General features: G+C 64.9%; 23 protein-coding genes. 10 read left to right on the plus strand and 13 right to left on the minus strand.

Features of this window, described 5'->3' with window-relative positions; genetic code table 11:
• Window positions 1-127: 127 nt before the first annotated feature.
• On the minus strand, window positions 128-1,357 hold the full coding sequence (locus ACKWRH_RS43665; protein WP_445218583.1) for an ABC transporter substrate-binding protein: 1,230 nt from the start codon (window positions 1,355-1,357) through the stop codon (window positions 128-130).
• Window positions 1,358-1,473: 116 nt separating this feature from the next.
• Complete coding sequence (locus ACKWRH_RS43670; protein WP_445218584.1) at window positions 1,474-2,400, minus strand: methyltransferase domain-containing protein; 927 nt, start codon at window positions 2,398-2,400, stop codon at window positions 1,474-1,476.
• Window positions 2,401-2,570: 170 nt separating this feature from the next.
• Here ACKWRH_RS43670 and ACKWRH_RS43675 point away from each other — a divergent pair, with 170 nt between their 5' ends.
• The 5 genes from ACKWRH_RS43675 to ACKWRH_RS43695 all read left to right on the plus strand — a co-directional run bounded on the left by ACKWRH_RS43675 (window position 2,571) and on the right by ACKWRH_RS43695 (window position 7,971).
• Window positions 2,571-3,608, plus strand: coding sequence for a ligase-associated DNA damage response exonuclease (locus ACKWRH_RS43675; protein ID WP_445222584.1), 1,038 nt, complete (start codon window positions 2,571-2,573; stop codon window positions 3,606-3,608).
• Window positions 3,605-5,509: a cisplatin damage response ATP-dependent DNA ligase gene (locus ACKWRH_RS43680; RefSeq protein ID WP_445218585.1), complete on the plus strand. Its 1,905-nt coding sequence runs from the start codon at window positions 3,605-3,607 to the stop codon at window positions 5,507-5,509. The genes ACKWRH_RS43675 and ACKWRH_RS43680 overlap by 4 nt, the downstream gene beginning before the upstream one ends.
• Before the next feature lie 73 nt (window positions 5,510-5,582).
• A complete protein-coding gene (locus ACKWRH_RS43685) occupies window positions 5,583-5,888 on the plus strand; it encodes a DUF6460 domain-containing protein (protein ID WP_063979849.1) in 306 nt (101 codons plus the stop codon).
• Window positions 5,889-5,909: 21 nt separating this feature from the next.
• The gene (locus ACKWRH_RS43690; RefSeq protein WP_445218586.1) at window positions 5,910-6,644 is read left to right on the plus strand and encodes an MBL fold metallo-hydrolase; all 735 of its coding nucleotides are present in this window, start codon (window positions 5,910-5,912) and stop codon (window positions 6,642-6,644) included.
• Between the two features lies 1 nt (window position 6,645).
• Window positions 6,646-7,971 (plus strand): MATE family efflux transporter, encoded by a 1,326-nt coding sequence (locus tag ACKWRH_RS43695; protein WP_445218587.1) that lies wholly within the window; start codon window positions 6,646-6,648, stop codon window positions 7,969-7,971.
• A gap of 159 nt (window positions 7,972-8,130) precedes the next feature.
• Here the strand turns inward: ACKWRH_RS43695 and ACKWRH_RS43700 are convergent, their stop codons facing one another.
• Complete coding sequence (locus ACKWRH_RS43700) at window positions 8,131-9,228, minus strand: quinone-dependent dihydroorotate dehydrogenase (RefSeq protein ID WP_014491342.1); 1,098 nt, start codon at window positions 9,226-9,228, stop codon at window positions 8,131-8,133.
• Window positions 9,225-9,569: a DUF952 domain-containing protein gene (locus ACKWRH_RS43705; RefSeq protein WP_282525085.1), complete on the minus strand. Its 345-nt coding sequence runs from the start codon at window positions 9,567-9,569 to the stop codon at window positions 9,225-9,227. Before ACKWRH_RS43705 ends, ACKWRH_RS43700 begins: the two co-directional genes overlap by 4 nt.
• A 293-nt stretch (window positions 9,570-9,862) precedes the next feature.
• Here ACKWRH_RS43705 and ACKWRH_RS43710 point away from each other — a divergent pair, with 293 nt between their 5' ends.
• A complete protein-coding gene (locus ACKWRH_RS43710; RefSeq protein WP_445218588.1) occupies window positions 9,863-10,516 on the plus strand; it encodes a S24 family peptidase in 654 nt (217 codons plus the stop codon).
• 132 nt (window positions 10,517-10,648) lie between these two features.
• On the opposite strand, the gene ACKWRH_RS43715 is transcribed toward ACKWRH_RS43710, so the two are convergent.
• From ACKWRH_RS43715 to ACKWRH_RS43735, 5 genes are all read right to left on the minus strand, one after another.
• Window positions 10,649-12,292, minus strand: a complete 1,644-nt coding sequence (locus ACKWRH_RS43715) for a lysine--tRNA ligase (protein WP_445218589.1) — start codon at window positions 12,290-12,292, stop codon at window positions 10,649-10,651.
• Window positions 12,293-12,474: 182 nt separating this feature from the next.
• Window positions 12,475-13,410 (minus strand): transporter substrate-binding domain-containing protein, encoded by a 936-nt coding sequence (locus tag ACKWRH_RS43720; RefSeq protein WP_445218590.1) that lies wholly within the window; start codon window positions 13,408-13,410, stop codon window positions 12,475-12,477.
• 256 nt (window positions 13,411-13,666) lie between these two features.
• On the minus strand, window positions 13,667-14,257 hold the full coding sequence (locus ACKWRH_RS43725) for an SCO family protein (protein WP_445218591.1): 591 nt from the start codon (window positions 14,255-14,257) through the stop codon (window positions 13,667-13,669).
• Window positions 14,258-14,281: 24 nt separating this feature from the next.
• Window positions 14,282-14,476 carry a hypothetical protein gene (locus ACKWRH_RS43730; RefSeq protein WP_445218592.1) on the minus strand — a complete coding sequence of 65 codons (195 nt, stop codon included), beginning with the start codon at window positions 14,474-14,476 and terminating at the stop codon, window positions 14,282-14,284.
• Window positions 14,477-14,585: 109 nt separating this feature from the next.
• Window positions 14,586-15,107, minus strand: coding sequence for a hypothetical protein (locus ACKWRH_RS43735; RefSeq protein ID WP_445218593.1), 522 nt, complete (start codon window positions 15,105-15,107; stop codon window positions 14,586-14,588).
• A 249-nt stretch (window positions 15,108-15,356) separates the two neighbouring features.
• Here ACKWRH_RS43735 and ACKWRH_RS43740 point away from each other — a divergent pair, with 249 nt between their 5' ends.
• The 4 genes from ACKWRH_RS43740 to ACKWRH_RS43755 all read left to right on the plus strand — a co-directional run bounded on the left by ACKWRH_RS43740 (window position 15,357) and on the right by ACKWRH_RS43755 (window position 18,905).
• Window positions 15,357-17,015: an FAD-binding dehydrogenase gene (locus tag ACKWRH_RS43740; RefSeq protein ID WP_445218594.1), complete on the plus strand. Its 1,659-nt coding sequence runs from the start codon at window positions 15,357-15,359 to the stop codon at window positions 17,013-17,015.
• 3 nt (window positions 17,016-17,018) lie between these two features.
• Complete coding sequence (locus ACKWRH_RS43745) at window positions 17,019-17,936, plus strand: extracellular catalytic domain type 1 short-chain-length polyhydroxyalkanoate depolymerase (protein ID WP_445218595.1); 918 nt, start codon at window positions 17,019-17,021, stop codon at window positions 17,934-17,936.
• A 98-nt stretch (window positions 17,937-18,034) separates the two neighbouring features.
• On the plus strand, window positions 18,035-18,385 hold the full coding sequence (locus tag ACKWRH_RS43750) for a RidA family protein (protein ID WP_014491332.1): 351 nt from the start codon (window positions 18,035-18,037) through the stop codon (window positions 18,383-18,385).
• 154 nt (window positions 18,386-18,539) lie between these two features.
• A complete protein-coding gene (locus tag ACKWRH_RS43755) occupies window positions 18,540-18,905 on the plus strand; it encodes a nuclear transport factor 2 family protein (RefSeq protein WP_445218596.1) in 366 nt (121 codons plus the stop codon).
• Between the two features lie 168 nt (window positions 18,906-19,073).
• Here the strand turns inward: ACKWRH_RS43755 and ACKWRH_RS43760 are convergent, their stop codons facing one another.
• From ACKWRH_RS43760 to ACKWRH_RS43775, 4 genes are all read right to left on the minus strand, one after another.
• Entirely contained in the window at window positions 19,074-20,156 is a 1,083-nt protein-coding gene (locus ACKWRH_RS43760) for an ISAs1 family transposase (protein WP_445215716.1), read from the minus strand.
• A gap of 125 nt (window positions 20,157-20,281) precedes the next feature.
• On the minus strand, window positions 20,282-21,133 hold the full coding sequence (locus tag ACKWRH_RS43765) for an amidohydrolase family protein (RefSeq protein ID WP_445218597.1): 852 nt from the start codon (window positions 21,131-21,133) through the stop codon (window positions 20,282-20,284).
• 3 nt (window positions 21,134-21,136) lie between these two features.
• The gene (locus tag ACKWRH_RS43770) at window positions 21,137-22,114 is read right to left on the minus strand and encodes an aldo/keto reductase (RefSeq protein WP_445218598.1); all 978 of its coding nucleotides are present in this window, start codon (window positions 22,112-22,114) and stop codon (window positions 21,137-21,139) included.
• Window positions 22,115-22,216: 102 nt separating this feature from the next.
• Window positions 22,217-23,149, minus strand: a complete 933-nt coding sequence (locus ACKWRH_RS43775) for a sugar-binding protein (RefSeq protein ID WP_026312292.1) — start codon at window positions 23,147-23,149, stop codon at window positions 22,217-22,219.
• Between the last annotated feature and the right edge of the window lie 65 nt (window positions 23,150-23,214).

Genomic DNA, 23,214 nt, shown 5'->3' on the forward strand with positions numbered 1-23,214 from the left:
GAGATGTGAATAGGTCTCGTAGGGTGGGCAAAGCGAAGCGTGCCCACCATTCGTACCGAGGTGTTCGGAGAGATGGTGGGCACGGCGCGAGTGCGCCTTTGCCCACCCTACGGCACTCTGCCCGCTCCTACTCCGACATCGGCTTGTCGGAGATGTCCCAGTCCTTGCCGCTGAAGGTGGAGATGAAGAGCGTCTTCATCGGCGTGTAGTCCTCGGGCGTGTAGCTATAGGTGACGCCGTCGAGGAAATAGGGCGAGTGGAAGCCCGCGAGCGTGGACGCCTGCTTCAGCACGTTGGCGCGGGTGAGATCGTCGCCGCAGCGGCGCAGGATCTCACCCATGGTGACGGCCTGGCCGTAACCGGCAAAGGCGATGGTGTTGTCCTGATCGATCGCCGGCGTGTACTTCTTGCGCAAGTCCTCGAACGCCATCACGTCCGGGTCCTTCTCCCATTTGGGCAAGCCGACTTCCTTGTTGTAGCGGATGGCGACGATGCCGGTCGCATTCTCCAGGCCCGCGGCATTGAGGATCGAGCGGCCGGTCGAGCCCGCCGACAACAGCTGCAGCGGCTTCCATCCGAGCTCGGCGACCTTGCGGATCGACTGCGACGACGCTTTGCCGGTGGAGATGTTGTAGAAGACGTCGGCGCCCGACTTCGAGAGATTGATGAGCTGGGAATCGACGGTCGGATCGGTCAGATCGTAGGTCTGCTCCATGATCACCTGCGCGGTGCCGCCGGCATCCGCCAGCACCTTCTTGAACGGACCGAGAAAGTCGCGGCCAAAGTCGTCGTTCTGGTAGAGGATGCCGACCTTGGCGTTCGGCTTCACGCTGATGACGTGCCGCGCCAGGATGCGCGCCTCGGTCGGATAGAGCGGCAGGCCCGCCATCGTCCATTTGAATTCTTTCGGATTGTTCCACTTCGACGCGCCGGTGTTGAGCAGCAGTTGCGGCACGCCCTTCGAATTCAGGTATTTGTGCACGGAGGTCTGCGGCGCGGTGCCGAGCGAGCCATAGAGCGCCAGCACCTCTTCCTGCTCGACCAAGCGCCGCGTTGCCTCGACGCATTTCGGCGCGCTGTAGGCGTCGTCCATGGTGAGGAACTTGACCTTGCGGCCGTTGATGCCGCCCTTCTCGTTCAGCATCTGGAAATAGGCTTCCCCGATGCGGCCGAGCACGCCGTACAGCGAGCCGGGACCGGAATGCGGCACGGTCTGGCCGATCTTGATCTCGGTGTCGCTGGCGCCCGCATCGTATTTCTTCTCCGCGGCCCAGACATACGGCGCAGGCAAGGTGGATGCAGCGATGGTGGCAAGCGCGCCGGCGCTGAAATCGCGCCGCGATGGATTCTTGGTCATTATTTGTTTCTCCCTAGTGCGCGCATTGTGCTGGCAACGCAGCACGGCTCGCAAGTAGGAAGACGCCGCTTTGCGACGCAATGACGCTTAAATCGCCGGGTATCTAGCGCCTAGACTCAAGTTTTCTCGGCGACGACGACGAGGCCGCGCACCGGCTCGTTGTTCTCGATGCGTGGCGATGCCGGCTCCAATGTCAGCAGCTTGAGCCCGGCCTTCGCCATCGCGCCACGCACATATTCCGCCGAATGGGCATAGCGGAGGCCTTCGCCGAGCACGGTGCCGCTGCCGTCATGCGTCTCCAGCGTGAAAGCGAGCACGCCGCCGGACACGAGCACGCGCTTCGCTTCGGTGAGCACCGGCGCGAGATCGGAGAGATAGACGAACGCGTCCGCGGCGACGACGAGGTTCGCGCTCGCATCGCCCTTGGTGCGCAGGCCTTCGATCATGTCGGCGACCTCGAGCTCGGCATAGAGCTCGGTGGCGCGCGCCTCCTTGATCATGCCGGGCGACAGATCGATGCCGATGAAATGATCGACCTGCTTGGCGAAAGCGGCGGCCGCAAGCCCGGTGCCGCAGCCGAGATCGATGGTGCGCTTGAAGAAGGCCGGCTTCTTTGCGGCGACGCGCGCGGCCAGCACTGCCTTGAAGATCAGCGACGGCGCGCGGTAGCCGAGGTCGTTGATCAGCGCATGCTCGAAGCGCGGCGCGTATTGGTCGAACAGCGCCTGCACATAGGCCTTGGGCATTTCCGCCATCTGCGCGTCGCCGAGCCGCATCAGATGCAGGCCGGCGCCGTGCTGGTCCTCGGGGTCGCAGTCGCATGCTTTCCGGAACGCCGCGATCGCCTTGTCGCGCTCGCCGAGCTGCTGGCGGATCTCGCCGAGCGTGAACCAGGCCGAGGTGAAGTCAGGCGCGAGCTCGATCGCCTGCTCGATGAGGTCGGCGGCGGCGGGCAGATCGCCCTTGAGCTGGAGGTCGCGCGCGAACTCGAAACGGCGGTCGGCCATGAGATCGCCGGAGGAGTGGAACAGGCGCAGGGGCATAGGAACTCGGCTCGTCATCACCGGGCATAGCAGTCTGCCTTGCGCAGACTGCGTAAACTTGTCTGCGCCCGGCAATCCATCAAAAAAGGAACTGTTTAAAAGGATGGAGGCGCGGGTCAAGCCCGCGCATGACGGGTTCATTTGGGGTGGCCGCTCCCTATATGACGCACATGCGTCCGCAAGACATCCTGCTGCCAACTGCTGACGGCCTGTGCTGCAAGCCCGGCAACTTCCACATCGACCCTGTCCGCCCGGTCGAACGGGCCGTGATCACCCACGGCCATTCCGACCATGCCCGCGCCGGCCATGGCGCGGTGCTGGCGACGCAGGAAACGCTGGACATGATGCGGCTGCGCTATGGCGAGAATTTTGCGGGCTCGACGCAGGTCATCAGCTATGGCGAGGAAATCCGGCTCGGCGACGTCCGCGTGAGGTTTCACCCGGCCGGTCATGTGCTGGGCTCGGCGCAGATCGCTGTGACCTGCAAGGACACCTGCATCGTCGCCTCCGGCGACTACAAGGATGCGCCCGACCCGACCTGCACGCCGTTCGAGCTCGTGCCCTGCGACGTCTTCATCACCGAGGCCACCTTTGGCCTGCCGGTGTTTCGCCATGGCGATGCCGCCGACGAGGTGAGGAAGCTGCTGGCCTCCGTTGCATTGTTTCCCGAACGCGCGCATCTCGTCGGCGCCTATTCGCTCGGCAAGGCGCAGCGCGTGATCGCGCTGCTGCGCCAGGCCGGCTATGAGGCACCGATCTACCTGCATGGCGCGATGGAGAAGATCACCGAGTACTATCAGAGCCGCGGGATCAATCTCGGCGAGCTCAAACCGGTGATGGGCGTAAAGAGGGCGGTGCTCGCCGGCACCATCACGCTGGCGCCGCCGTCGGCCACCTCGGACCTCTGGACGCGGCGCTTTCCCGACCCCGTCACCGTCTTTGCCTCGGGGTGGATGCGGGTGCGTGCCCGCGCACGGCAGCGCGGCATCGAGCTGCCGCTGGTGATCTCCGACCATGCCGATTGGGATGGCCTCACCGCGACCATCGCCGCGACCGGCGCCGGCGAGATCTGGGTCACCCACGGTCAGGAAGACGCGCTGGTGCATTGGTGCCAGAGTAAAGGTCTTCGCGCGCAGCCGCTCGATCTCGTCGGCTATGGCGACGAGGAGGAGAGCGAGACGCCGATTCAAGATGAGGCCGAAGCATGAACCGCTTCGCCGAACTGCTGGATCGCCTCGCCTACGAGCCCGGCCGCAACAACAAGCTGCGGCTGATCACCGGCTATTTTCGTGAGGTCGGCGATCCCGACCGCGGCTACGCGCTGGCCGCGCTGACCGGCGCTCTGAGCTTCAAGCATGCCAAGCCCGCGCTGATCCGCGATTTGATCGCGGCGCGCACGGATGAGGTGCTGTTCGGGTTGAGCTACGACTATGTCGGCGATCTCTCGGAGACCGTGGCGCTGATGTGGCCGCGGCGGGCGCCTGGTAACAACGAGTCTTTTCCGAGCCACCCCTCTCCCCCGCCCTCCCCCGCAAGGGGGGAGGGAGCGCAGTTGCGCGCGCGGTGGCAGACGGGCTCAACGACTGATAGTGATTCAGCGAGTGATGGACGCTCGAGCCTCACCGTCCCCTCCCCCCTTGCGGGGGAGGGTCAGGGAGAGGGGTACTCCAGGGAAGGTGCCAATGAGTCCTCCTACCCAAGTAGCCACAACAACCCACCACCCCCAACCCTCACGGACGTCGTCACCACGCTGCGCACGCTCGGCAAGACCGAACTGCCAAAGCAGCTCGAACGCTGGCTCGACGAACTCGACGAAACCGGCCGCTGGGCGCTCTTGAAACTCGTCACCGGCGCGCTGCGCATCGGCATTTCCGCGCGGCTGGCGAAGACCGCAGCCGCCGCGCTTGGCGACAAGGACCCGCATGAGGTCGAGCTGATCTGGCCGGGGCTCAGCCCTCCCTATCTCGACCTGTTCGCCTGGCTCGAAGGTCGCGGCGAAAAGCCGGTCAATCGCGATCCCGCGCCGTTCCGGCCCGTGATGCTCGCGCACGCGATCGAGGACACGGATTTCACCACGCTCGATCCCGCCGATTACATCGCCGAATGGAAATGGGACGGCATCCGCGTGCAGGCGGTGGCTGGCCGCGACGAGCGCGGGCAGATCACGGCGCGGCTCTATTCGCGCACCGGTGAGGACATCACGGGGAGCTTTCCGGACCTCGTGCCGTCGCTGCGGCTGGCAGGCGCGATCGACGGCGAGCTTCTGATCCTGCGCGAAGGCCGCGTGCAGAGTTTCAACGTTCTGCAACAGCGACTCAACCGCAAGGTCGTTTCGCCGAAGCTGATCAAGGAATTTCCGATCCACCTTCGCGCCTATGATCTGCTCGGCGACGACGAGAACGATCTGCGCGAGCTGCCCTTCGCGGAGCGGCGCGAGCGGCTGGAGGCGTTCATCGGCAAGCTCGATGATCCCCGCATCGACCTGTCGCCCACCGTGCCCTTCGCAAGCTGGCAGGCACTGACCGCGGCACGCGCCGATCCCGCGAGTGCCGGCGCGGGCGAAGATGCCGACGCCGTCGAAGGCGTCATGCTGAAGCGGCGCGATGCGCCCTACCTGCCGGGGCGGCCAAAGGGCCAGTGGTGGAAGTGGAAGCGCGATCCGCACATCATCGACGCCGTGCTGATGTATGCGCAGCGCGGCCACGGCAAGCGCTCGTCCTATTACTCCGACTACACCTTCGGCGTCTGGACCGAAGGCGAAGCCGGCGATGAGCTGGTGCCGGTCGGAAAAGCCTATTTCGGCTTCACCGACGAGGAGCTCTTGCAGATCGACCGCTTCGTCCGCCGCAACACCACCGAGAAATTCGGCCCCGTGCGCCATGTCGTGCACGAGCGCGACAAGGGGCTGGTGCTGGAGGTGGCGTTCGAGGGGCTGCAGCGTTCCCCGCGGCACAAATCCGGCGTCGCGATGCGCTTTCCCCGCATCAGCCGGCTGCGCTGGGACAAGCCGCCGCGCGAGGCCGACCGGCTGGAAACGCTGGAAAAGATGCTGAAGGCTGACGAATCCCTACCAACAATTAAGGTTGCGGCTTCCGCCGACAGCCATTGACGAGGGAATGCGGGTTCCCCATGTGCCCCGCCGTGACCTATAATGGGGTCGAATCCCCGCGAGGAGTTTTGAGATGGTCCAAGACGTCAGAGATTTGCCGGCCGGCCGCAGCGATGGGCTGAACCGCTTTCTCGGCGGCTCGCCGCTGGCGGTCGCGTTTCGCCTTGTCCTGCTCTCGATCCTGGTCGGCGTCGTGCTGGCGGCGATCGGCTTCGATCCCTGGAATATCATCTACAGCATCCGCTTGCTGTTCCAGCGTCTGTGGGATCTCGGCTTCGACGCAGTGAACTGGCTGTGGCGTTACTTCCTGCTCGGCGCGGTCATCGTGGTCCCGATCTGGCTGCTCTCGCGCGTGTTCGGCGCGCCGCGCAACAGGTAAGGATTTGGGAGCCCGCAGCCGATGCAATTGCGCTTTGTCGGCTGCGGCGACGCCTTCGGCTCGGGCGGCAGGCTCAACACCTGCTTCCACGTCTCGGGGCGCGCGTCCAACTTCCTGATCGATTGCGGCGCATCGGCTCTGCCGGCGTTGAAGCGACTCGAGATCGACCGCAACGAGATCGACCTCATTCTCATCACGCATTTCCACGGCGACCATTTTGCCGGGCTGCCCTTCTTCCTGCTCGATGCGCAATTCTTGCGGCGGACCCGGCCGCTGGCGATCGCGGGCCCGCAAGGCCTCAAGACGCGGCTCAGCCAAGTGATGGAGGCGCTGTTCGAGCACTCCTCGAAGACCAAGCAGCGCTTCGAGCTGAACCTCATCGAACTCGCGCCCGGGCGAAGCCAAGCCTTGGGCGCGGTGACGGTGACGCCCTACCCGGTGGTGCACGGCGAATCCGGCGGGCCATTCTTGGCCTACCGCGTCGAGGTCGAAGGCCGCACGCTCGCCTACAGCGCCGACACCGAATGGACGGAGGCGCTCATTCCGCTGGCGCATGGCGCGGACCTTTTCATTGCGGAAGCCTATATGTACGAGAAGGTGGTCAAGAACCATCTCAGCCTGAAGACCTTGGAACAGCACCTCCCCGCCATCGGCGCCAAGCGGCTTGTCCTCACCCACATGAGCGACGACATGCTATCGCGCCTGGACGACGTACCGCACCTCGCCGCCGAAGACGGCATGGTGCTCGTGTTCTGACATGCACGCGCCCGTTCATGCCAGGATCGGCTCCCGCCAGGTGTTCGCCATCGCCGGTCCCGCGATGATCGCGAACCTCACCACGCCGCTGATCGGCGTGGTCTCGACCACCGCGATCGGGCGGCTCGACGATGCCGCGCTGCTTGGCGGCGTCGCGATGGCCTCCGTCATCTTCGACTGCCTGTTCTGGCTGTTCGGCTTCCTGCGCATGAGCACGCTCGCCTTCACGGCGCAGGCGCTGGGCGCGAGCGAGACGCGTGAGCAGACCGTGATCCTGGTGCGCGGCTTCATCGTCGCGGGCCTGATCGGCGCCGCGCTGATCGTGCTGCAATTGCCGCTGGCCGCCGGGCTGTTCGACCTGATGGGCGGCAGCGAAGGCGTCACGCGAGCGGCAAAGACCTATTTCATGATCCGGATCTGGTCGTCGCCGTTCGCCTTCGCCAACTACGTCATTCTCGGCTGGCTGGTGGGACAGGCGCGCGCCAATCCGGCGCTGCTGCTGCAGGTCGTCATCAACCTCATCAACATGGCGGCGACGATCTTGCTGGTGCTGGTCTACGACACCGGCATCGCGGGCGCGGCGATCGCCGCCCTGCTGTCGGAGACGATTGGCTTCGTGCTCGGCGTGATCGTCTGCCGGCGCTATGCGGATGGCGGCTTTGCGGTGCCCCTTGCCACGCTGTTGGATCGGGCAAAACTGATGCGGCTGCTGGCGGTGAACTCCGACATCATGATCCGCACCGCGGCGCTGATCGCCGTGTTCCTGTTCTTCACCGCCAAGGGCGCACGCGCCGGTGATGTCACCCTGGCGGCGAATTCCGTGCTGAACAATTTCCTGCTGGTCAGCGCGTTCTTCCTCGACGGTCTTGCGAACGCAGCCCAGCAGCTCTGCGGACGCACGTTTGGCGCGCGCGATGCCAGGGGCTTTGCGGATTCGACCCGGCTGGTGCTGCTGTGGGGCCTCGGCTTCGCGCTGGTCGTCGCGGTGCTGTTCGCGCTGTTCGGGCCGAACCTGATCAATGTCATGACAGCGAGCGAGGATGTCCGCCGCGCCGCACGCGAATTCCTGCCGTTCATCGTGCTTGCGCCGATCCCCGGCGTGTTCGCGTTCGGCTTCGACGGCATCTATGTCGGCGCGACCTGGGCACGCGAGATGCGCAATTTGATGCTGTTATCTTTCACGATCTTTCTCGGCGCCTGGTGGGCGCTGCAATCGTTCGGCAATGCCGGGCTATGGAGCGCGTTGATCGCATTCTACGTCGCCCGCGGCGGCTTGCAGGGCGCGCGCTATCCGGCGTTGTATCGGGCAACGTTTCCGAAATCGTAGCTCTCGTGTCCCGGACGCGCTGCAGCGTGAAACGCTGCCGCGCAGAGCCGGGACCTAGCGGTTGGTCGTGGGCCCCCGGCTCTGCAGCGCATCACCACAGCGCGTCGAAGACGCGCGTGAACGCGCTTATGGTGCTGCGCTGCGTCCGGGGCACGAGACCTACATCCCCGGCCAGTCTTCCGCCGTCAGCGTCGCGGCGTCGGCGCCGACAATCTCTGACAGCGAATCCCGCCCTGTCCGCAGCAGCGTCGAGGTGAGATCACGCTTGATCTCGTCGACCAGGCCGAGGCCCTTGTAGACCAGCGACGAATAGAGCTGGATCAGGCTCGCGCCGGCGCGGATCTTGGTCAGCGCGGCGCCGCCGGAATCGACGCCGCCGACGCCGATCAAGGGGAACGCGCCCTCGACGCGCACATAGGTCTCCGCGACCATGCGCGTCGACAGGCGGAACAGCGGCCGGCCGGACAGGCCACCCTGCTCCTTGGCGCGCATTTCCTCACGCAGCGTGCTCGGCCGCGCGATCGTCGTGTTCGACACGATCATGCCGTCGACCCGGCGCGAGCGCGCGACCTGCACGACATCGTCGAGCTGGGCAAGGCTGAGGTCTGGCGCGATCTTGAGCAGCACCGGGGTGTCGCCGGCCTTCTGGCGCACCCGCTCGCGCGCGTCGATCACCCTGGCGAGGAGATCATCCAGCAGCGCGCCTTCCTGCAAATTGCGCAGGCCCGGCGTGTTCGGCGAGGAGACGTTGACGGTGAAATAGCTCGCGACCGGCGCAAAGGTCTCGATCAGCTTGACGTAATCGCCGACGCGATCCGGCGAATCCTTGTTGGCGCCGACATTGACCCCGATGATGCCGCCGTGCTGCGCACGCGCCGCGAGCCTGCGTAGCGCGACCTCGGCGCCGTCATTGTTGAAGCCCATGCGGTTGATCACGGCCTCGTCGCGCTCCAGACGAAACAGCCGCGGCCGCGGATTGCCGCTTTGCGGCTTCGGCGTCACCGAACCGATCTCGACGAAGCCGAAGCCGAGCCGCAGCAACGCATCCGGCACCTCGGCGCTCTTGTCGAAGCCCGCGGCCATGCCGATCGGATTGGGGAAGTTGAGCCCGAAGGCACGCACTGCGAGCTTGGGATCGTCAGGCCGCGGCTTGACCGGCGGCAGGAAGCGCAGGCCCTGGATCGCGAGGCGATGCGCATCCTCCGGATCGAGCCAGCGCAGCACCGGCAGCGAAAAGGCGTCGAAGGCGCGGATCACGGGATAAGCTCCGGAACGTCGTGGCCGCCATCGGAGCGCATGTTGAGGTTCATCACCGACAGCACCGCGCCGAGATCGAGCTCGCCATAGAGGTGCGGAAACAGCTCGTCATTGCGCGAGCGCTCCCAGCGCAATTCGCTGCCGAGCGCGTCGCCGTCGACCTCGACCAGGAACAGCGCGCGCTGCCCGGAATAGTGCTTGCGCAAGGTCTCGGGAACCTGGGGCGCGGTCGAGAAATGGATGAAACCGTCGCGCGAATCGTCCGCGCTGCCCCGGTAGACACCCTGCCGTTCCGCCTCGCGCCAGGCCGAGGCCGGACAGATTTTGTAGATCTTGACCACCGCTCACGCAGCCCTGTTTGCTCTTTGAGTCTTTTGGGTTTTTTCGTCTCGTGCGGGTCCTCAAAACCCGGGCGCGACCGTAATGGCCGCCCCCTCCGAACTCAAGGCTTAGAGCCATTTCCGTTCCGATGAAATCGGAACGGGGCTTTAAATTCTTGTTTTGATGCGTTTTCCTGACGCGAACCGGTATCCGCTTCGCTTGAAAATGCTTCCCCCGCCACCCCTTGCGCGAAAAACGGAAAACCGGTTGATTTGAGGACAGTTTTCCTGAGTTGCGACGGGCTGGACCTTCCATGGTCAGACAGGCCAAAGCGCAGAGGATACTGACGCACGACCAGATCTGGGGAGCGCTGGATCGGCTGGCGGAGCGTGCCGGCCTGTCGCCGTCCGGCCTCGCCAAGCGGGCCGGGCTCGATCCCACCACCTTCAACAAGTCCAAGCGCGTCACCCCCGACGGGCGTGAGCGCTGGCCATCCACCGAATCGATCGCGAAAGCGCTGGCGGCGGCCGGCTCCTCGATGGACACCTTTGCCGGGTTGATCGGTGACAACGCCAGCGACGGCAGCTCGGTGCCGCTGCTCGGCCTCGCGCTGGCCGGCGAGAGCGGCGCTTTCGACGAGTCCGGCTTTCCATCCGGCAAGGGCTGGACCGAACTTGCACTTCCCACCGCCGAGGACAGTCGCGCTTTTGCGCTGGAGATTTCCGGCGATGCGCTTGCCCCGGCCTATCGCGACGGCGACGTCATCCTGATCTCGCCCCGCGCGCCGATCCGCAGAGGCGATCGCGTCGTGGTGAAGACCAAGGCGGGCGAGGTGACGGTCGCGACGCTGAAGCGCCGCACGGCAAAGGCACTGGAGTTGCAGCCGCTCGATGCATCGCTGGCCGAGCACACGATGGCGCCGAGCGACGTCGGCTGGATCGCGCGAATCGTGTGGGCGAGCCAGTGAAGGGCCCACATCGTCGGTGTCATTCCCCGCGAAAGCGGGGAATCCAGTACGCCGCGGCTTCTCGGCTCTATGATAGCCGCCTCTGGAATACTGGATCACCCGCTTTCGCGGGTGATGACAGTGAGAATGAGGCTACGCACTCCTGGCCAGCGCGCCGTCGATCATGTTGACCGCGTTCTGCACGCCGTAGACCGCAACGAAGGAGCCGAAGCGCGGGCCCTTCTCCTGGCCGAGCAGCACCTGGTAGAGCATGTTGAACCAGTCGAGCGTCACGCCCGGACGGCCGTCCTTGCCCTTCTTGACCTGGTCGAGGAACGGCTCGCGGCGGCCGATCTCGTAGACGACGTTCTGGATGTCCTCGGCCGAGGATTCCTGCGGAAGCTGCGACAGCGCATCGCGCAGATCCTGCAACGCGGCGCGCTCAACCTCGGTCGGCTCGCGGAACTGTTTCGTCGGCGCAACGAAGTCACGATAGTAGTTGATGGCATAGCCGACCATCGCATCGAGCTTCGGATGCGTCTGCGGGCTGACGCCGGGACGATAGCGGCCGATGAAGCCCCACAGCGTCTCGGCATTCTCCGCGTTCGACGACGACACCAACGTCAAGAGGAGCTGGAACGTGACGGGCATGTCGCCCTTCGGCAGATGGCCGTTGTGGATGTGCCAGACCGGATTGCCAAGCTGCTGCTTGCCATCCTGCTTCGCAAAACCGTCGATGAACTGCTGGTAGTCGTCGACATTGCGCGGGATGACATCGAAATACAGCCGCTTGGCCGCCTTCGGCTCGCGATACATGAACAGCGACAGCGATTCCGGCGAAGCGTAGCGTAGCCATTCATCGATGGTGAGGCCGTTGCCCTTCGACTTCGAGATCTTCTGGCCCTTCTCGTCGAGGAAGAGCTCGTAGTTGAAACCTTCGGGCGGCGTGGCGCCGAGTGCCTTGGCGATCGCGCCCGACAGCTTCACGGAGTCGATGAGATCCTTGCCGGCCATCTCGTAGTCGACACCGAGCGCGACCCAGCGCATCGCCCAGTCGGCCTTCCACTGGCACTTGACGTTGCCGCCCGTCACCGGCGTCTCGACTTCCTGGTTGGTATCGGGATCGACATAGGTCACCGTGCCGGCCCCGACGTCGCGGCGGATCATCGGCACCTGGAGCACGACCCCCGTGGTCTTGCTGATCGGCAGGAACGGCGAATAGGTGGCGCGGCGATCGGGGCCGAGCGTCGGCAGGATGATCGCCATGACCTTGTCGTAGGCCGCGAGCATCTTCAGCAACGTCGCGTCGAAGCGGCCGGACGTGTAGTAGTCGGTCGAGCTCGCGAACTCGTAGTCGAAGCCGAAATGGTCGAGGAAGGCGCGCAGCCGCGCGTTGTTGTGGTGCCCGAACGACGGGTACTCGTTGGAGAACGGATCCGGCACCCGCGTCAGCGGCTTGCCGAGATACGCGGCAAGCATCTCCTTGTTGGGGACGTTGTCGGGCACTTTCCGAAACCCGTCCATGTCGTCGGAGAACGCCAGCAGGCGCGTCTTGATCTTGTCTTCGGTGAGCACGCGGAAGGCGTGCCGCACCATCGAGGTGCGCGCGACCTCACCGAACGTTCCGATATGCGGCAGGCCCGAGGGCCCATAGCCGGTCTCGAACAGCACCTCGTCCTTCGGGCTTTTCTTCAGCCGCGCGACAATGGCCTTCGCCTGCTCGAACGGCCAGGCGTTGGATTGTTCGGCGAGCGCACGCAGATCGCTCGGGTTCGCGGCAAGATCGATGACAGACATTCAGGGGCCTCCGGGCCGCGGAAAATAGCGATTTCCCGGCAGAATGCAATTTTATGGGGCGAAGCAGCCGCCTCCGCCGTCATTGCGAGCGAAGCGAAGCAATCCAGAATCTTTCCGGAAACAGTCTGGATTGCTTCGTCGCTGCGCTCCTCGCAATGACGATGGAGGTGGCAGCGGAAGAACTAAAACGGGCTCACCGAAAAATACCGCAGCCACAAATCCGTGTAGCGGCCCTTCTCCCAGACGCGGAACAGGGCCCAGTTCAGGGCCTGGCGCAGCACGTCGTTGCCCTTGCGCACGGCGATGCCGATGCCCTCGCCGAAGAAGCGGCTCTCGACGAAGGGGCCGCCGGAGAAGGCGCAGCAATCGCCGGAATCCGTGCCGTTGATCCAGAACGCGAGCGAGATGGCGTCGCCGAAGATGAAGTCGACCTCGCCTTTGCGCAAGGCTGCGCGCATCGCGTCGTCGTTGGGATAGGGGTGCAGCTCGGCGTCGGTGAACATCGCCTTGAGGTACGCTTCGTGCGCGGAGCCGGCGATGACGCCGACTTTCTTGCCCTCGAGATATTCGGGCCGGATCTCCGGCATCACCGCGTCCTTGCGCGAGGCGAAGCGCGCCGGCACGCGGTAATAGGGATCGGTGAAATCGACGCGGACGCGGAGCTGCGGACTCACCGCCATCGAGGCGATGATGGCATCGCCCCGGTTGGAGGAGAGCGCGTCGACCAGGGTCTCGAAGCGGCGCATCTGCACCGTGCAGGTGACCTTGATCTCATCACAGAGCGCGCGGGCGAGATCGACGTTGAAACCGGCCGGATTGCCGTCGGCGCCGGTGTAGTTGAACGGCGGATAGTCGGTCTCGGTCAGGAAGCGGATCACGGTCAGGCGCGACAGGTCGGGCCGCTCGGGCCGCCGCCGCGGGTCCCAGAAGCCGGGCACGGCCTGGGGAGCGGCTTGAGGGGCGACCTGTGGCGTGGCCTGGGGTGCCGCCGGGGGCTGCTTGGCGGGCGCCTGCGCCTTTGCGGAGGGCAGGCCTGCTAGCAGGCATGCCGCGACGGCCAACCCAGTCAGCAAGCCACGGGCAGATTTGGACGATTTCGCCTGTTGCGATGGAGCCATCGGCCGGAAATGAGCGAATTTCATTGGGATCGGAGGGCGTTATAGACCATCCCGCCGGGAACGCGAGTGCCGATTGCGGGCTGGGTAAAGGTCTCTCAGCCGTCATGCTCGGGCTCGTCCCGTCTGCGGGGCCGAAGCCCCTCCGGCGAGGCGAAGGCCCGGGCATCCACGAGACTTTCTAGCCCACCCAAGAACGTGGATGGCCGGGACAAGCCCGGCCATGACGATGTGGAGGCAGCTGCGCTGGACGAAGCCCTCAGAGATACCGCTTCAAATCGGCCGCGGCCTCTTCCGGCGTCCGCTTCATGTTGAACGGCGATACGAACCGCCCGTCGCGGTCCATCAGGTAGATCAGCGCGGTGTGGTCCATGGTGTAGTCGCCGTCCTTGGTCGGGACCTTCTTGGCATAGACCCGATAGGAGGTGATCACCTTGGCGGTCTCGGCGGCGTCGCCGCTGAGCCCTTCGAGGTGCGGGTCGAAGCTCGACAGATAATCCTTCATCGTCGCCGGCGTATCGCGCTCGGGATCGACCGAGATGAAGACGGCATTGACCTTGTCGGCATCCTTGCCCATCGCGCGCAACACCTCCGAAATCTCGAACAACGAGGTCGGGCAGACATCGGGGCAATGGGTGTAACCGAAGAAGATCAGGGTCGGTTTGCCCTTCAGGTTCTTGTCGGTGACGGCCTTGCCGTGCTGGTCGGTGAGCTGGAACGGGCCGCCGATCGCAGCCGGCTGCGCCACCTTGCTGACCCCGCCCATCGCCCAGAACACGATCAGCAGTCCGACGACGAGGCTTGCAGCGAAGGCGGTCGCGATCACCAGCGGACGGGCGGTGGAGCTCATGAGCGGAAAACTTCCTGTCGCAGGTCAGAAGCAGGCGGCAAAGCCGGTCCTGATCATTTCGAAGAACACCTGGCTGCCGTAGTGGAACCAGAGCGCCAGCGCGCCGAGCACGACCAGACCGCCGATCCCCGCGCCAGCCAACAGCAGCACGAACGGTAGCCGGCCGGCAGTGGGCGAATTGTCCTGTAGCTGATGGGCCGGATGCACTGGTTGAGCCATGGCAATGATCGGGGCGAAGGCCCCGGTTCCCAGGCTTTCAGATAAGCTTTGGCCCGCCTGCGGACAAGGCACCGCTGACGGGCCAGATGCTCCCGTCAGGCCGAGAATGTCAGTGCAGGAGCTGGCCCCGGGCGGATTCGATCTGGTCCACTTGCGGGAGAGGCGGGCGCGACGGCTTGTTGGTCGAGGCCTGGGCGTCGAGGTAGCAGGGCTTGTACATGGCCTGGAGCTGCTTGCCCCTCAGGAAGAGCATGTGCGGGGTGAGGCCGCCGCGCTGGTTGATCCAGCGCTTCACCTGCGAGGGATACATCGCATAGAGCATCTGGGTCGCTTCGGGATTGGTGACGGCGCGGCCGTTGGTGCCGAAATCCCAGGCGGCGTGGAAGCCGAGCGTGGCATGTGACGTCACGCAGATGCGGTCGCGCGGGATGGCGCCGAGGACGATGGTGCAGGCCGAGGCACAGAGGCCGTCGATGATGACGGTGTCACCTGACTGGCGCAGGTCCTGGTATCTGTCGACGTAGGTTCCAATCCGTCCGCCGCGGTCATCCGCAATCCGAACCACTGCGTGAGAAGCCCCCATGCAAGCGATCAGGAGAACCGCCGCAAGCAACCCCGTCAGAAACTTCATTGTCCCCCGCCCCAGTCGAATTCGAATCTGCGTGTCAGGTGGTGATGCGTTGCTAGCGTCCGTCGTAACCGTGGTTTTGTCTAGGCACGCCGGCTGGCTCAAAACAAATTCAAATCCAGTGTTGCGCCCGCGCTGCACCAGGCCCGGCTCGGTCCCAAACTGGAACAAGTTAACGATGTCTTACGCGCCAAGCCCTTGATCTCAGTTGCAACGGCTGGCTTCAATCCGGACAACTACAGGGGGGAACCTATGGCGGAAGAGACAGACGTCATCGTCATCGGTGCGGGGCTATCGGGGCTAGTTGCCGCAACCGAGATCGCGGACGCCGGCAAGCGCGTGATCGTGGTCGACCAGGAGGGCGAGCAGTCGCTCGGCGGCCAGGCGTTCTGGTCGTTCGGCGGCTTGTTCCTGGTCGATTCGCCGGAGCAGCGCCGGCTCGGCATCAAGGACTCCTTCGACCTCGCCATGCAGGACTGGATCGGCACCGCCGGCTTCGACCGCGACGAGGATTTCTGGCCGCGCCAGTGGGCCGAGGCCTATGTGGCGTTTGCGGCGGGCGAGAAACGCGACTGGCTGCGCGCGATGGGGCATCGCATCTTCCCGGTGGTCGGCTGGGCCGAGCGCGGCGGCTACGACGCGATGGGCCACGGCAATTCGGTGCCACGCTTCCACGTCACCTGGGGAACCGGCCCCGGCATCGTCGAGCCGTTCGAGCGCCGCGCGCGCGAGGCCATGAAGAGCGGCCGGCTGACCTTCAGGTTCCGCCATCGCGTCGATGCGCTCTCCATCACCAACGGCACGGTGGACGGCATCAGCGGCGCCGTGCTCGCCCCTGACAATGTCGAACGTGGCAAGAGCTCGTCGCGCAATGTGGTCGGCGAGTTCGCGCTGAAGGCGCAGGCCGTGATCGTGGCGTCCGGCGGCATCGGCGGCAATCACGAGCTGGTGCGGCAGAATTGGCCGAAGCGGCTTGGCGAGCCGCCGAAGTTCATGATCTCCGGCGTGCCCGAGCATGTCGACGGCCGCATGATCGGCATCACCGAGAAATCGGGCGCGCGGCTGATCAACCGCGACCGCATGTGGCATTATGTCGAAGGCATCCAGAACTGGAATCCGATCTGGCCGCGCCACGGCATCCGTATCCTGCCCGGCCCGTCCTCGATGTGGTTCGACGCCACAGGCAGCCGGCTGCCGGCGCCGTTGTTTCCCGGCTCCGACACGCTCGGCCAGCTCCAGTACATCATGTCCACGGGCTATGACTATTCCTGGTTCATCCTGACCCAGAGCATCATCAAGAAGGAATTTGCGCTGTCGGGCTCGGAGCAGAATCCTGATCTGACCGGCAAGAGCTGGCGGATGACCCTGCGCCGCGCCACCAACAAGGGCGCGCCGGCACCGGTGGAGGCGTTCAAAAGCCATGGTGTCGACTTCATCGTACGCGACAAGATCGAGGATCTCGTCGCGGCCATGAACAAGCTCGCCGGCAGCGACCTCCTCAAGCTCGAGCACGTCAGGATGCAGATCGAGGCGCGCGACCGCGAGATCGCCAATCCCTACGTTAAGGATGCGCAGGTGATGAACATCCACAATGCGCGGCGCTATATCGGCGACAAGCTGATCCGGACCGCGTCTCCGCATCGCATCCTCGATCCCGCGCAGGGGCCGCTGATCGCGGTCAAGCTCAACATCCTCACCCGCAAGACGTTGGGCGGTTTCGAGACCGATCTCGACTCGCGCGTGTTCGGCAGCGAGGGCAGCATCATTCCCGGCCTCTATGCGGTCGGCGAAGCCGCCGGCTTCGGCGGCGGCGGCGTGCACGGCTATCGTTCGCTGGAAGGCACCTTCCTCGGCGGCTGCCTGTTCTCGGGCCGCAATGCCGGCCGCGCCGCGGCGAAGGCCGTGGGCTAGATCATGCGGAGGTGGATGCCGATCGGAGCGCTTCTTGCGGCATTGGCCGCAGCTTCCGCCGCATCCGCCGATACGATCGACGTCGACGGCGTGAAGCGATCCTACACTGCGCAACTGCCGGCGAAGCGGCTGGTGCCGCTCGTGGTCGTGCTGCACGGCAAGACCCAGCGCGGCGCCGACATGGTCGCGCGAACGGCGTGGCCGCAGGTCGCAAAACGCGAAGGTTTTGCCGTGGTCTTTCCCGACGGGCTCAACCATGCCTGGGCCGATGCGCGGACGAAGGCGGGACCAGCGCTGCGTGGCCCGCCCGAGGGCACCGACGACGTCGCCTTCATCGCAAAGCTGGTCGAGACGCTGGTCACGAACGGCACCGCCGACCCGAAGCGCGTCTATGTCGCCGGCATCTCCAATGGCGGCGCCATGGCAATGACGCTGGTTTGCGCGCGCGCAGATCTGTTTGCGGCGGGCGCGAGCGTGATCATGAATCTCACGGATGAGGCCGCAGTCACCTGCCATCCATCGCGGCCGCTGCCGATGCTGCTCATCAACGGTACGGCCGACCCGCTGGTCCCCTACGAGGGCGGACGCGGATCGGGCTATTATGCCGCAGACGGATTCTGGTCCACCGACGAGACGCTGGCCTTCTGGCGCAAGCTCAACGGCTGCGAGACCGACGACGCCGAGGTGACCGATTTGCCCGAGAAAGCGCCCGCGGACCAGTCCACAGTCACACGGATCTCCTCACGCTGTCCCAAAGGGCACGACGTCGAGCTCTACCGCATCAACCATGGCGGCCACCGCATGCCCGGCTTCGCTCCCGATGCCCGCTTCCCGAAGGTCGCAACCAGCCTGCTCGGACCGCAGAACCGCGACATCGACGGCGCCGAGACGATCTGGTCGTTTTTCAGTCAGTTTCCGTGAACGACGCATGCGTGCCCGGCAACGCATGCGTGCCCGGGGTGGCAGAGCAAGGGGCGCTGGGTTAGACAGGGCCGCCATTCCCACCAGGAGATCCCCCAATGAGCATTCAGCGTTTCGAAACCGGCCCGCGCATGAGCCAGGTCGTCGTGCACGGCAACACGGTCTATCTCGCCGGCGTCGTCGCCAACAAGGCCGCCGGTGAAAGCGTCACGAAGCAGACCCAGGACATCCTGGCGACCATCGACAGCCATCTCGCCAAGGCCGGCACCGACAAGTCGAAGCTGCTCTCGGCCACGATCTACATCACCGACATGAAGACCTTTGCCGAGATGAACGCGGTGTGGGACGCCTGGGTCTCGCCCGGCAACACCCCGGCTCGCGCCACCGTCGAAGCCAAGCTCGCGGCGGCTCAGTACACCGTCGAGATCATGGTCACCGCAGCGAAGTAAATTCGCGCTGAAATTGTTGCGAACGTCCGAAGCGCGATGAGAGCATCATCGCGCTTCTTTTCTGCGTACGCATGACCTCCGAGGTAATCGATCTGCGCGTGCGAACCTTCGATAGTCGAGACAGCCGAACACGGCGCCATCGAAGGAGAGCCCCATGACCGACCCCGTCACCATCGCCCGCCGCTACATCGAGCTCTGGAACGAGCGCGCCGCAGGCCGCCGTCGCGAACTGCTCAGCGAAAACTGGACGGCGGATGCGAGCTATGTCGATCCCCTGATGAAGGGCGACGGCCGGGACGGCATCGACGCGCTGATCGCGGGCGTGCAGCAGCGCTTTCCCGACTTCAAGTTCACGCTGATCGGCGAGCCCAACGGCTACGGCGAGCATGTCCGCTTTTCGTGGGGCCTTGGTCCCGACGGTGTCGACAGCCCGATCAAGGGCACTGACTTCGTCGTGCTGAAGGACGGCCGCATCAGGAGCATCACAGGATTTCTGGACCAGGTGCCCGCGGGCGCGTGAGGTTTCTCTTACCCTCCCCTGGAGGGGGAGGGTCGGCTCACATTGAGCGCAGCGAAAATGTGAGACGGGGTGGGGTGACAGTCACTCCACCGATGCGGTGCCCGAGCGGAGAGATCACCCCACCCCGCTCGCGCTGCGCGCGATCGACCCTCCCCCTCCAGGGTAGGGCTATCGCATATGAGCAAGGACAGTGAGGAGGAAGTCGTTGTTCCACCTCGCCTGAAGCATTTTATGGCTCGTTCGTGCCGGACCCGGCGTGGCTTGCAGGGCATTGATGGCCAGCTTGCGGATGACGGCAAGATTTTCGGGGGCGTGGTCCCTGCGGCTGCGGCAGGCATCCTCGTCGAACAGGACGTCAAGGACCCAGTGCAGGTTGTTCTCGATGCTCCAGTGGGCGCGGACGGCCTCCAGCAGCTTCTTGGCCGGCAGCAGGCGTGAGGCCAGAAAGTATCGAGCTGTGTGCTTGGCCGTCTTGCCCGTGCTGGAGCGCCAACTGTCGATGCGGCCGACGGCAGCGATCGCGGGGAAGGCGTATTGCTTTGCCAAATCCGGTGCCGGCGCGACGACGGCTTGCCGACGTTCGATGCGGCCGTGAGCCGACGCCTTGGGCTGGGACGCGCGTGCTGGCTTCCGAGCAGTGTCCAGCAGCGCCTTGGCGGCCTTGAAGAGCCGACCACGATTGCTCTTGATCGCCAATACATAATGCCCGTTGCGGTCGCGAATGGCCTGGGCAATGTCGGGGCGGCAATGCAGGGCGTCAGCTGTGACAAGAGCGCCATCCAGATCAAGCAAAGCCAGGACTTCGAGAACCCCGGCAACCTCGTTGCGATTGGGAGCCTTCCTCTGAGCCAACGCCATGCGTGTGCCTGCCGCCCAGACATTGACCATATGCAGCGGCGTGGCCTGCCGGCCCCGCGCGAAGGCGCCGCGTAACGCCTTGCCATCGATACTGACCACGCCCTTGACGCCGAAGCTCTTGCTGAACTTGCGCAAAACCGCCTCCAGCCCTTTAGGGTCCAGAGCGCGGAAGACGTTACTGAACGTATCGTGGCTGGGAATGCCGTATCTGAGCTGCAAGAATTGACGCAACAACTCCTCTCGACCTTTGCCGAAGAACTCGAACTCCGTGCAATTCTTGGCGCCGGCCAGTGTTGCCGCCAGGGCAATGACGATGATCTCCACCAGATCGTGTCGAACGTTGCTGGCGCGAGGATCCTTGAGCGGTCGAAGCAGGCGCTTGAGCTGGCGCATTCTGGTCTCCCTCGGGAAGCGAGAGAGACCCAAAGAATCCAGTTCCAACCGCTTGGCAACAGCCCTCCGCAGCCATATGCGATTCCCCTACCTGGAGGGGGAGGGTGGCTGCTCGGCGCTTCGTTCTAACGTGCGTTTACCAACCGATACGCAGCCTTCGCGTTCACCCCGAACGCCTTTTCCCGCACCTGCGGCCCAAGCTTCGCCAGGCACGCTTCCAGCGCCCCCTTGATCTCGCCATAACTCCCGGCAAGCAGACAGACCGGCCAGTCCGAGCCGAAGATCAGGCGATCCTCGCCGAAACATGTTGCGGCATGTTGGACGAACGGAAACAGCCGCTCCGCATCCCAGTCACTCCACACCGCTTCCGTCGCGAGGCCCGAAATCTTGCACCAGACATTGCCGCAGGCCGCGAGAGCCGCGATGCGATCGGCCCATTCGGCGCTTCCGCCATCGGCGATCGGCGGTTTTGCGGCATGGTCGAGCACGAAACGCGCTTGCGGAAAGGCCTGCGCGGTTGCAATTGCGGCAGGCAATTCGCGGGTGCGGACGAGGAAATCGTAGGCGAGATCGCGGGCGAACGTTGCGGTGAGGCCGCGTTGAACGTCCTCACGCAGCAACCAGTCCGGATCGGCCTCGTCATGCACCTGGTGACGAATGCCGACCAGCTTGTCGCCGCCGGGCGAAGCGCGCAGGCGATCGAGCGTGTCGCCAAGCGCACGGTCCGTCAGATCGGCCCAGCCGACGACGCCAATCACCGAGGGCGTCGCATGCGCGATCCGCAAGAATTCCTCGGTCTCCTCCAGCGCGGAGCGGCACTGCACCACGATGCTCGCGTCGATGCCGTTTGCTTTCAACAACGGCGCGAGATCGGCGGGGCCGAAGGCGTGGCGGATCGAGGCCAATTCCGGCGCGTCCATCCAGGGATAGTCGGCGCGCGACGGATCCCAAAAATGCTGATGGCCATCGATGATCATGCCTCACGCTCCGCCCGGCAACGGCGCGCGTGCGTCGACGAGTTTGCGCGCACGCAGCTCCTGCCAGAAGGCTTGTGGCACCGCCTTCTCCGACATCGCGATGTTGTCGGAAACTTCCGCGGCGTTGCGCGCGCCCAGCACGGCAATTGTGACCGCCGGATGGGCCATGCAGAACTGGAGCGCGGCGGCCTTCAGCTCGGTCCCGTGCTTGCGGCAGAGCTCGTCGAGTTCGAGCGCACGCGCGATCAGCGCCGCGTCGGCGTCCTGATAGTTGAACTTCGCGCCAGGATGCGGATTGGCCAGAATGCCGCTGTTGTAGATGCCGCCGAGCAGGATGCCGATGTTCTTCTCGCGGCAGACCGGAAGCAGCGCATCCAGCGCGCCCTGGTCGAGCAGCGTGTAGCGGCCGGCGAGCAGGAAGCAGTCGACCGGAACGGCCTGGGCAAAACGGACCAACATTTCCGACTGGTTCATGCCGGCACCGATCGCCTTGACCGTGCCGTCGGCGCGCAGGCGCTGGAGCGCGCGGAAGGCGCCGGCCACGGCGTCGTCATAGTGATCGTCGGGATCATGCACGAGCAGGACATCAATGCGGTCGAGCCCAAGGCGCGTTAGGCTCTCCTCCACCGAACGCATCACGCCGTCATAGGAGAAATCGAACACCGGCCGCTCACGCGACGTGCCCTTGTAGTGCTCGTCCTCGGCGGCAGCGCCATCAGGCGCACGCAGCAGACGACCGACCTTGGTCGAGATGACGTAGGAGTCGCGCGGCTGCTGCCGCAGGAAAGCTCCGAGCCGCCGTTCGGCGAGGCCAAAGCCGTAGAGCGGCGCGGTGTCGTAGAAGCGGATGCCGGCCGACCAGGCGCGCTCGATCGTGGCGAGCGCATCGGTATCGCTGACGGCGGTGAACAATCCGCCGAGCGGGGCCGAACCGAGACCGATTGAGGTGACGTCGAGGGAGCCGAGCCGCGACCGTTTCATTCCCATTGCCTTCCAAAAGTCTTCCAACCGTCCAATCATCTCTCCCGCTTGCGGAAACCGCAAGCGGGAGAGGCTTGCAGGAGCACGGGGCTGGCAGCGCTCCTACTTCAACATCTGCGCAACATTGTCCTTGGTCACGAGATCGAGGCCGGTATAGACGATCTCGGGCACCTTCTCGCCCTTCTTGATAGCGAGCAGCGTGTCCATCGCCTTCTCGCCCATCTCGAACGGACGCTGGCCGACCAGCGCATTGGCGTAACCGTCGCGCAGCAGTTCGAGCTGCATCTTCAGCGTATCGGCGACGACCAGCGTGAACTTGCCAGAGTCGATGTCCTTCTTGTTCCTGGAGGCGAAGGCCTTGAAGCCTTCGGGAGCGAACATCGGCCAGCCGCCGATGGGAACAATGGCGGCGAGGTCGGGCGTTGCGGTGCGCATATCCGTCATCTGCTGGACCGCGAGCGCCGGATCGTCGTTACAGAAGGTCGGCGAGCCCGCGACCTCGGTCCATTTCGAGCCCTTCAGCGCCTCACGGACGCCGTCGACGCGCTCGGCGAGATTCTTGGCGCCCGGACCGCCCGAGACCATCGCGTACTTGCCGCCATCGGGCCGCAGCTTCAAGAGCTCCTTGCCGAGCGCGACGCCGAACTCCTTGTTGTTGGTGCCGATATAGGCGATCCGCTTGGAACCAGGCGCATCGGCATCGAAGGTGATGACGGGGATGCCGGCCGCGGTCGCCGCCTCGATCGACTTGGTCATGGCCGCAACGTCGGCGACCGAGATGGCGAGGCCGTCGACCTTCTGGGTGACGAAGTCCTGGATGATCTGCGCCTGCGTCGCCGGCTCATGCTCCACCGGCCCCTTGTAGATGCACTCGATGTTGCCGAGCTCCTTGGCACGCTTCAGGCAGCCGTCGCGCGCGAAATCGAAGAACGGGTTGTTCATCGCCTTGGGCACGATCACGAAACGGTAGTTCGCGGCAAACGCCGGCGTCGCCATCATCGCGACGGCGATGCCGGCAAGAAGAAGTTTCCTCATTGTTTCCTCCACCCTTCTCTGGCGCCCATCCTCTTAAGATCGTCCGGGGAGCGGACAGGCGACAT

This window comes from Bradyrhizobium sp. Pa8 (assembly GCF_052588265.1).

What these genes read in the sequence shown, in the direction of transcription:
- ACKWRH_RS43665 (WP_445218583.1), bottom strand. Translation starts at nt 1,357, where the DNA reads ATGACCAAGAATCCATCGCGGCGCGATTTCAGCGCCGGCGCGCTTGCC.
- ACKWRH_RS43680 (WP_445218585.1), top strand. Translation starts at nt 3,605, where the DNA reads ATGAACCGCTTCGCCGAACTGCTGGATCGCCTCGCCTACGAGCCCGGC.
- ACKWRH_RS43765 (WP_445218597.1), bottom strand. Translation starts at nt 21,133, where the DNA reads ATGATCATCGATGGCCATCAGCATTTTTGGGATCCGTCGCGCGCCGAC.
- ACKWRH_RS43690 (WP_445218586.1), top strand. Translation starts at nt 5,910, where the DNA reads ATGCAATTGCGCTTTGTCGGCTGCGGCGACGCCTTCGGCTCGGGCGGC.
- ACKWRH_RS43770 (WP_445218598.1), bottom strand. Translation starts at nt 22,114, where the DNA reads ATGAAACGGTCGCGGCTCGGCTCCCTCGACGTCACCTCAATCGGTCTC.
- ACKWRH_RS43745 (WP_445218595.1), top strand. Translation starts at nt 17,019, where the DNA reads ATGCGGAGGTGGATGCCGATCGGAGCGCTTCTTGCGGCATTGGCCGCA.
- ACKWRH_RS43685 (WP_063979849.1), top strand. Translation starts at nt 5,583, where the DNA reads ATGGTCCAAGACGTCAGAGATTTGCCGGCCGGCCGCAGCGATGGGCTG.
- ACKWRH_RS43775 (WP_026312292.1), bottom strand. Translation starts at nt 23,149, where the DNA reads ATGAGGAAACTTCTTCTTGCCGGCATCGCCGTCGCGATGATGGCGACG.
- ACKWRH_RS43735 (WP_445218593.1), bottom strand. Translation starts at nt 15,107, where the DNA reads ATGAAGTTTCTGACGGGGTTGCTTGCGGCGGTTCTCCTGATCGCTTGC.
- ACKWRH_RS43750 (WP_014491332.1), top strand. Translation starts at nt 18,035, where the DNA reads ATGAGCATTCAGCGTTTCGAAACCGGCCCGCGCATGAGCCAGGTCGTC.
- ACKWRH_RS43695 (WP_445218587.1), top strand. Translation starts at nt 6,646, where the DNA reads ATGCACGCGCCCGTTCATGCCAGGATCGGCTCCCGCCAGGTGTTCGCC.
- ACKWRH_RS43730 (WP_445218592.1), bottom strand. Translation starts at nt 14,476, where the DNA reads ATGGCTCAACCAGTGCATCCGGCCCATCAGCTACAGGACAATTCGCCC.
- ACKWRH_RS43710 (WP_445218588.1), top strand. Translation starts at nt 9,863, where the DNA reads ATGGTCAGACAGGCCAAAGCGCAGAGGATACTGACGCACGACCAGATC.
- ACKWRH_RS43755 (WP_445218596.1), top strand. Translation starts at nt 18,540, where the DNA reads ATGACCGACCCCGTCACCATCGCCCGCCGCTACATCGAGCTCTGGAAC.
- ACKWRH_RS43715 (WP_445218589.1), bottom strand. Translation starts at nt 12,292, where the DNA reads ATGTCTGTCATCGATCTTGCCGCGAACCCGAGCGATCTGCGTGCGCTC.
- ACKWRH_RS43740 (WP_445218594.1), top strand. Translation starts at nt 15,357, where the DNA reads ATGGCGGAAGAGACAGACGTCATCGTCATCGGTGCGGGGCTATCGGGG.
- ACKWRH_RS43720 (WP_445218590.1), bottom strand. Translation starts at nt 13,410, where the DNA reads ATGGCTCCATCGCAACAGGCGAAATCGTCCAAATCTGCCCGTGGCTTG.
- ACKWRH_RS43670 (WP_445218584.1), bottom strand. Translation starts at nt 2,400, where the DNA reads ATGCCCCTGCGCCTGTTCCACTCCTCCGGCGATCTCATGGCCGACCGC.
- ACKWRH_RS43725 (WP_445218591.1), bottom strand. Translation starts at nt 14,257, where the DNA reads ATGAGCTCCACCGCCCGTCCGCTGGTGATCGCGACCGCCTTCGCTGCA.
- ACKWRH_RS43675 (WP_445222584.1), top strand. Translation starts at nt 2,571, where the DNA reads ATGCGTCCGCAAGACATCCTGCTGCCAACTGCTGACGGCCTGTGCTGC.
- ACKWRH_RS43760 (WP_445215716.1), bottom strand. Translation starts at nt 20,156, where the DNA reads ATGCGCCAGCTCAAGCGCCTGCTTCGACCGCTCAAGGATCCTCGCGCC.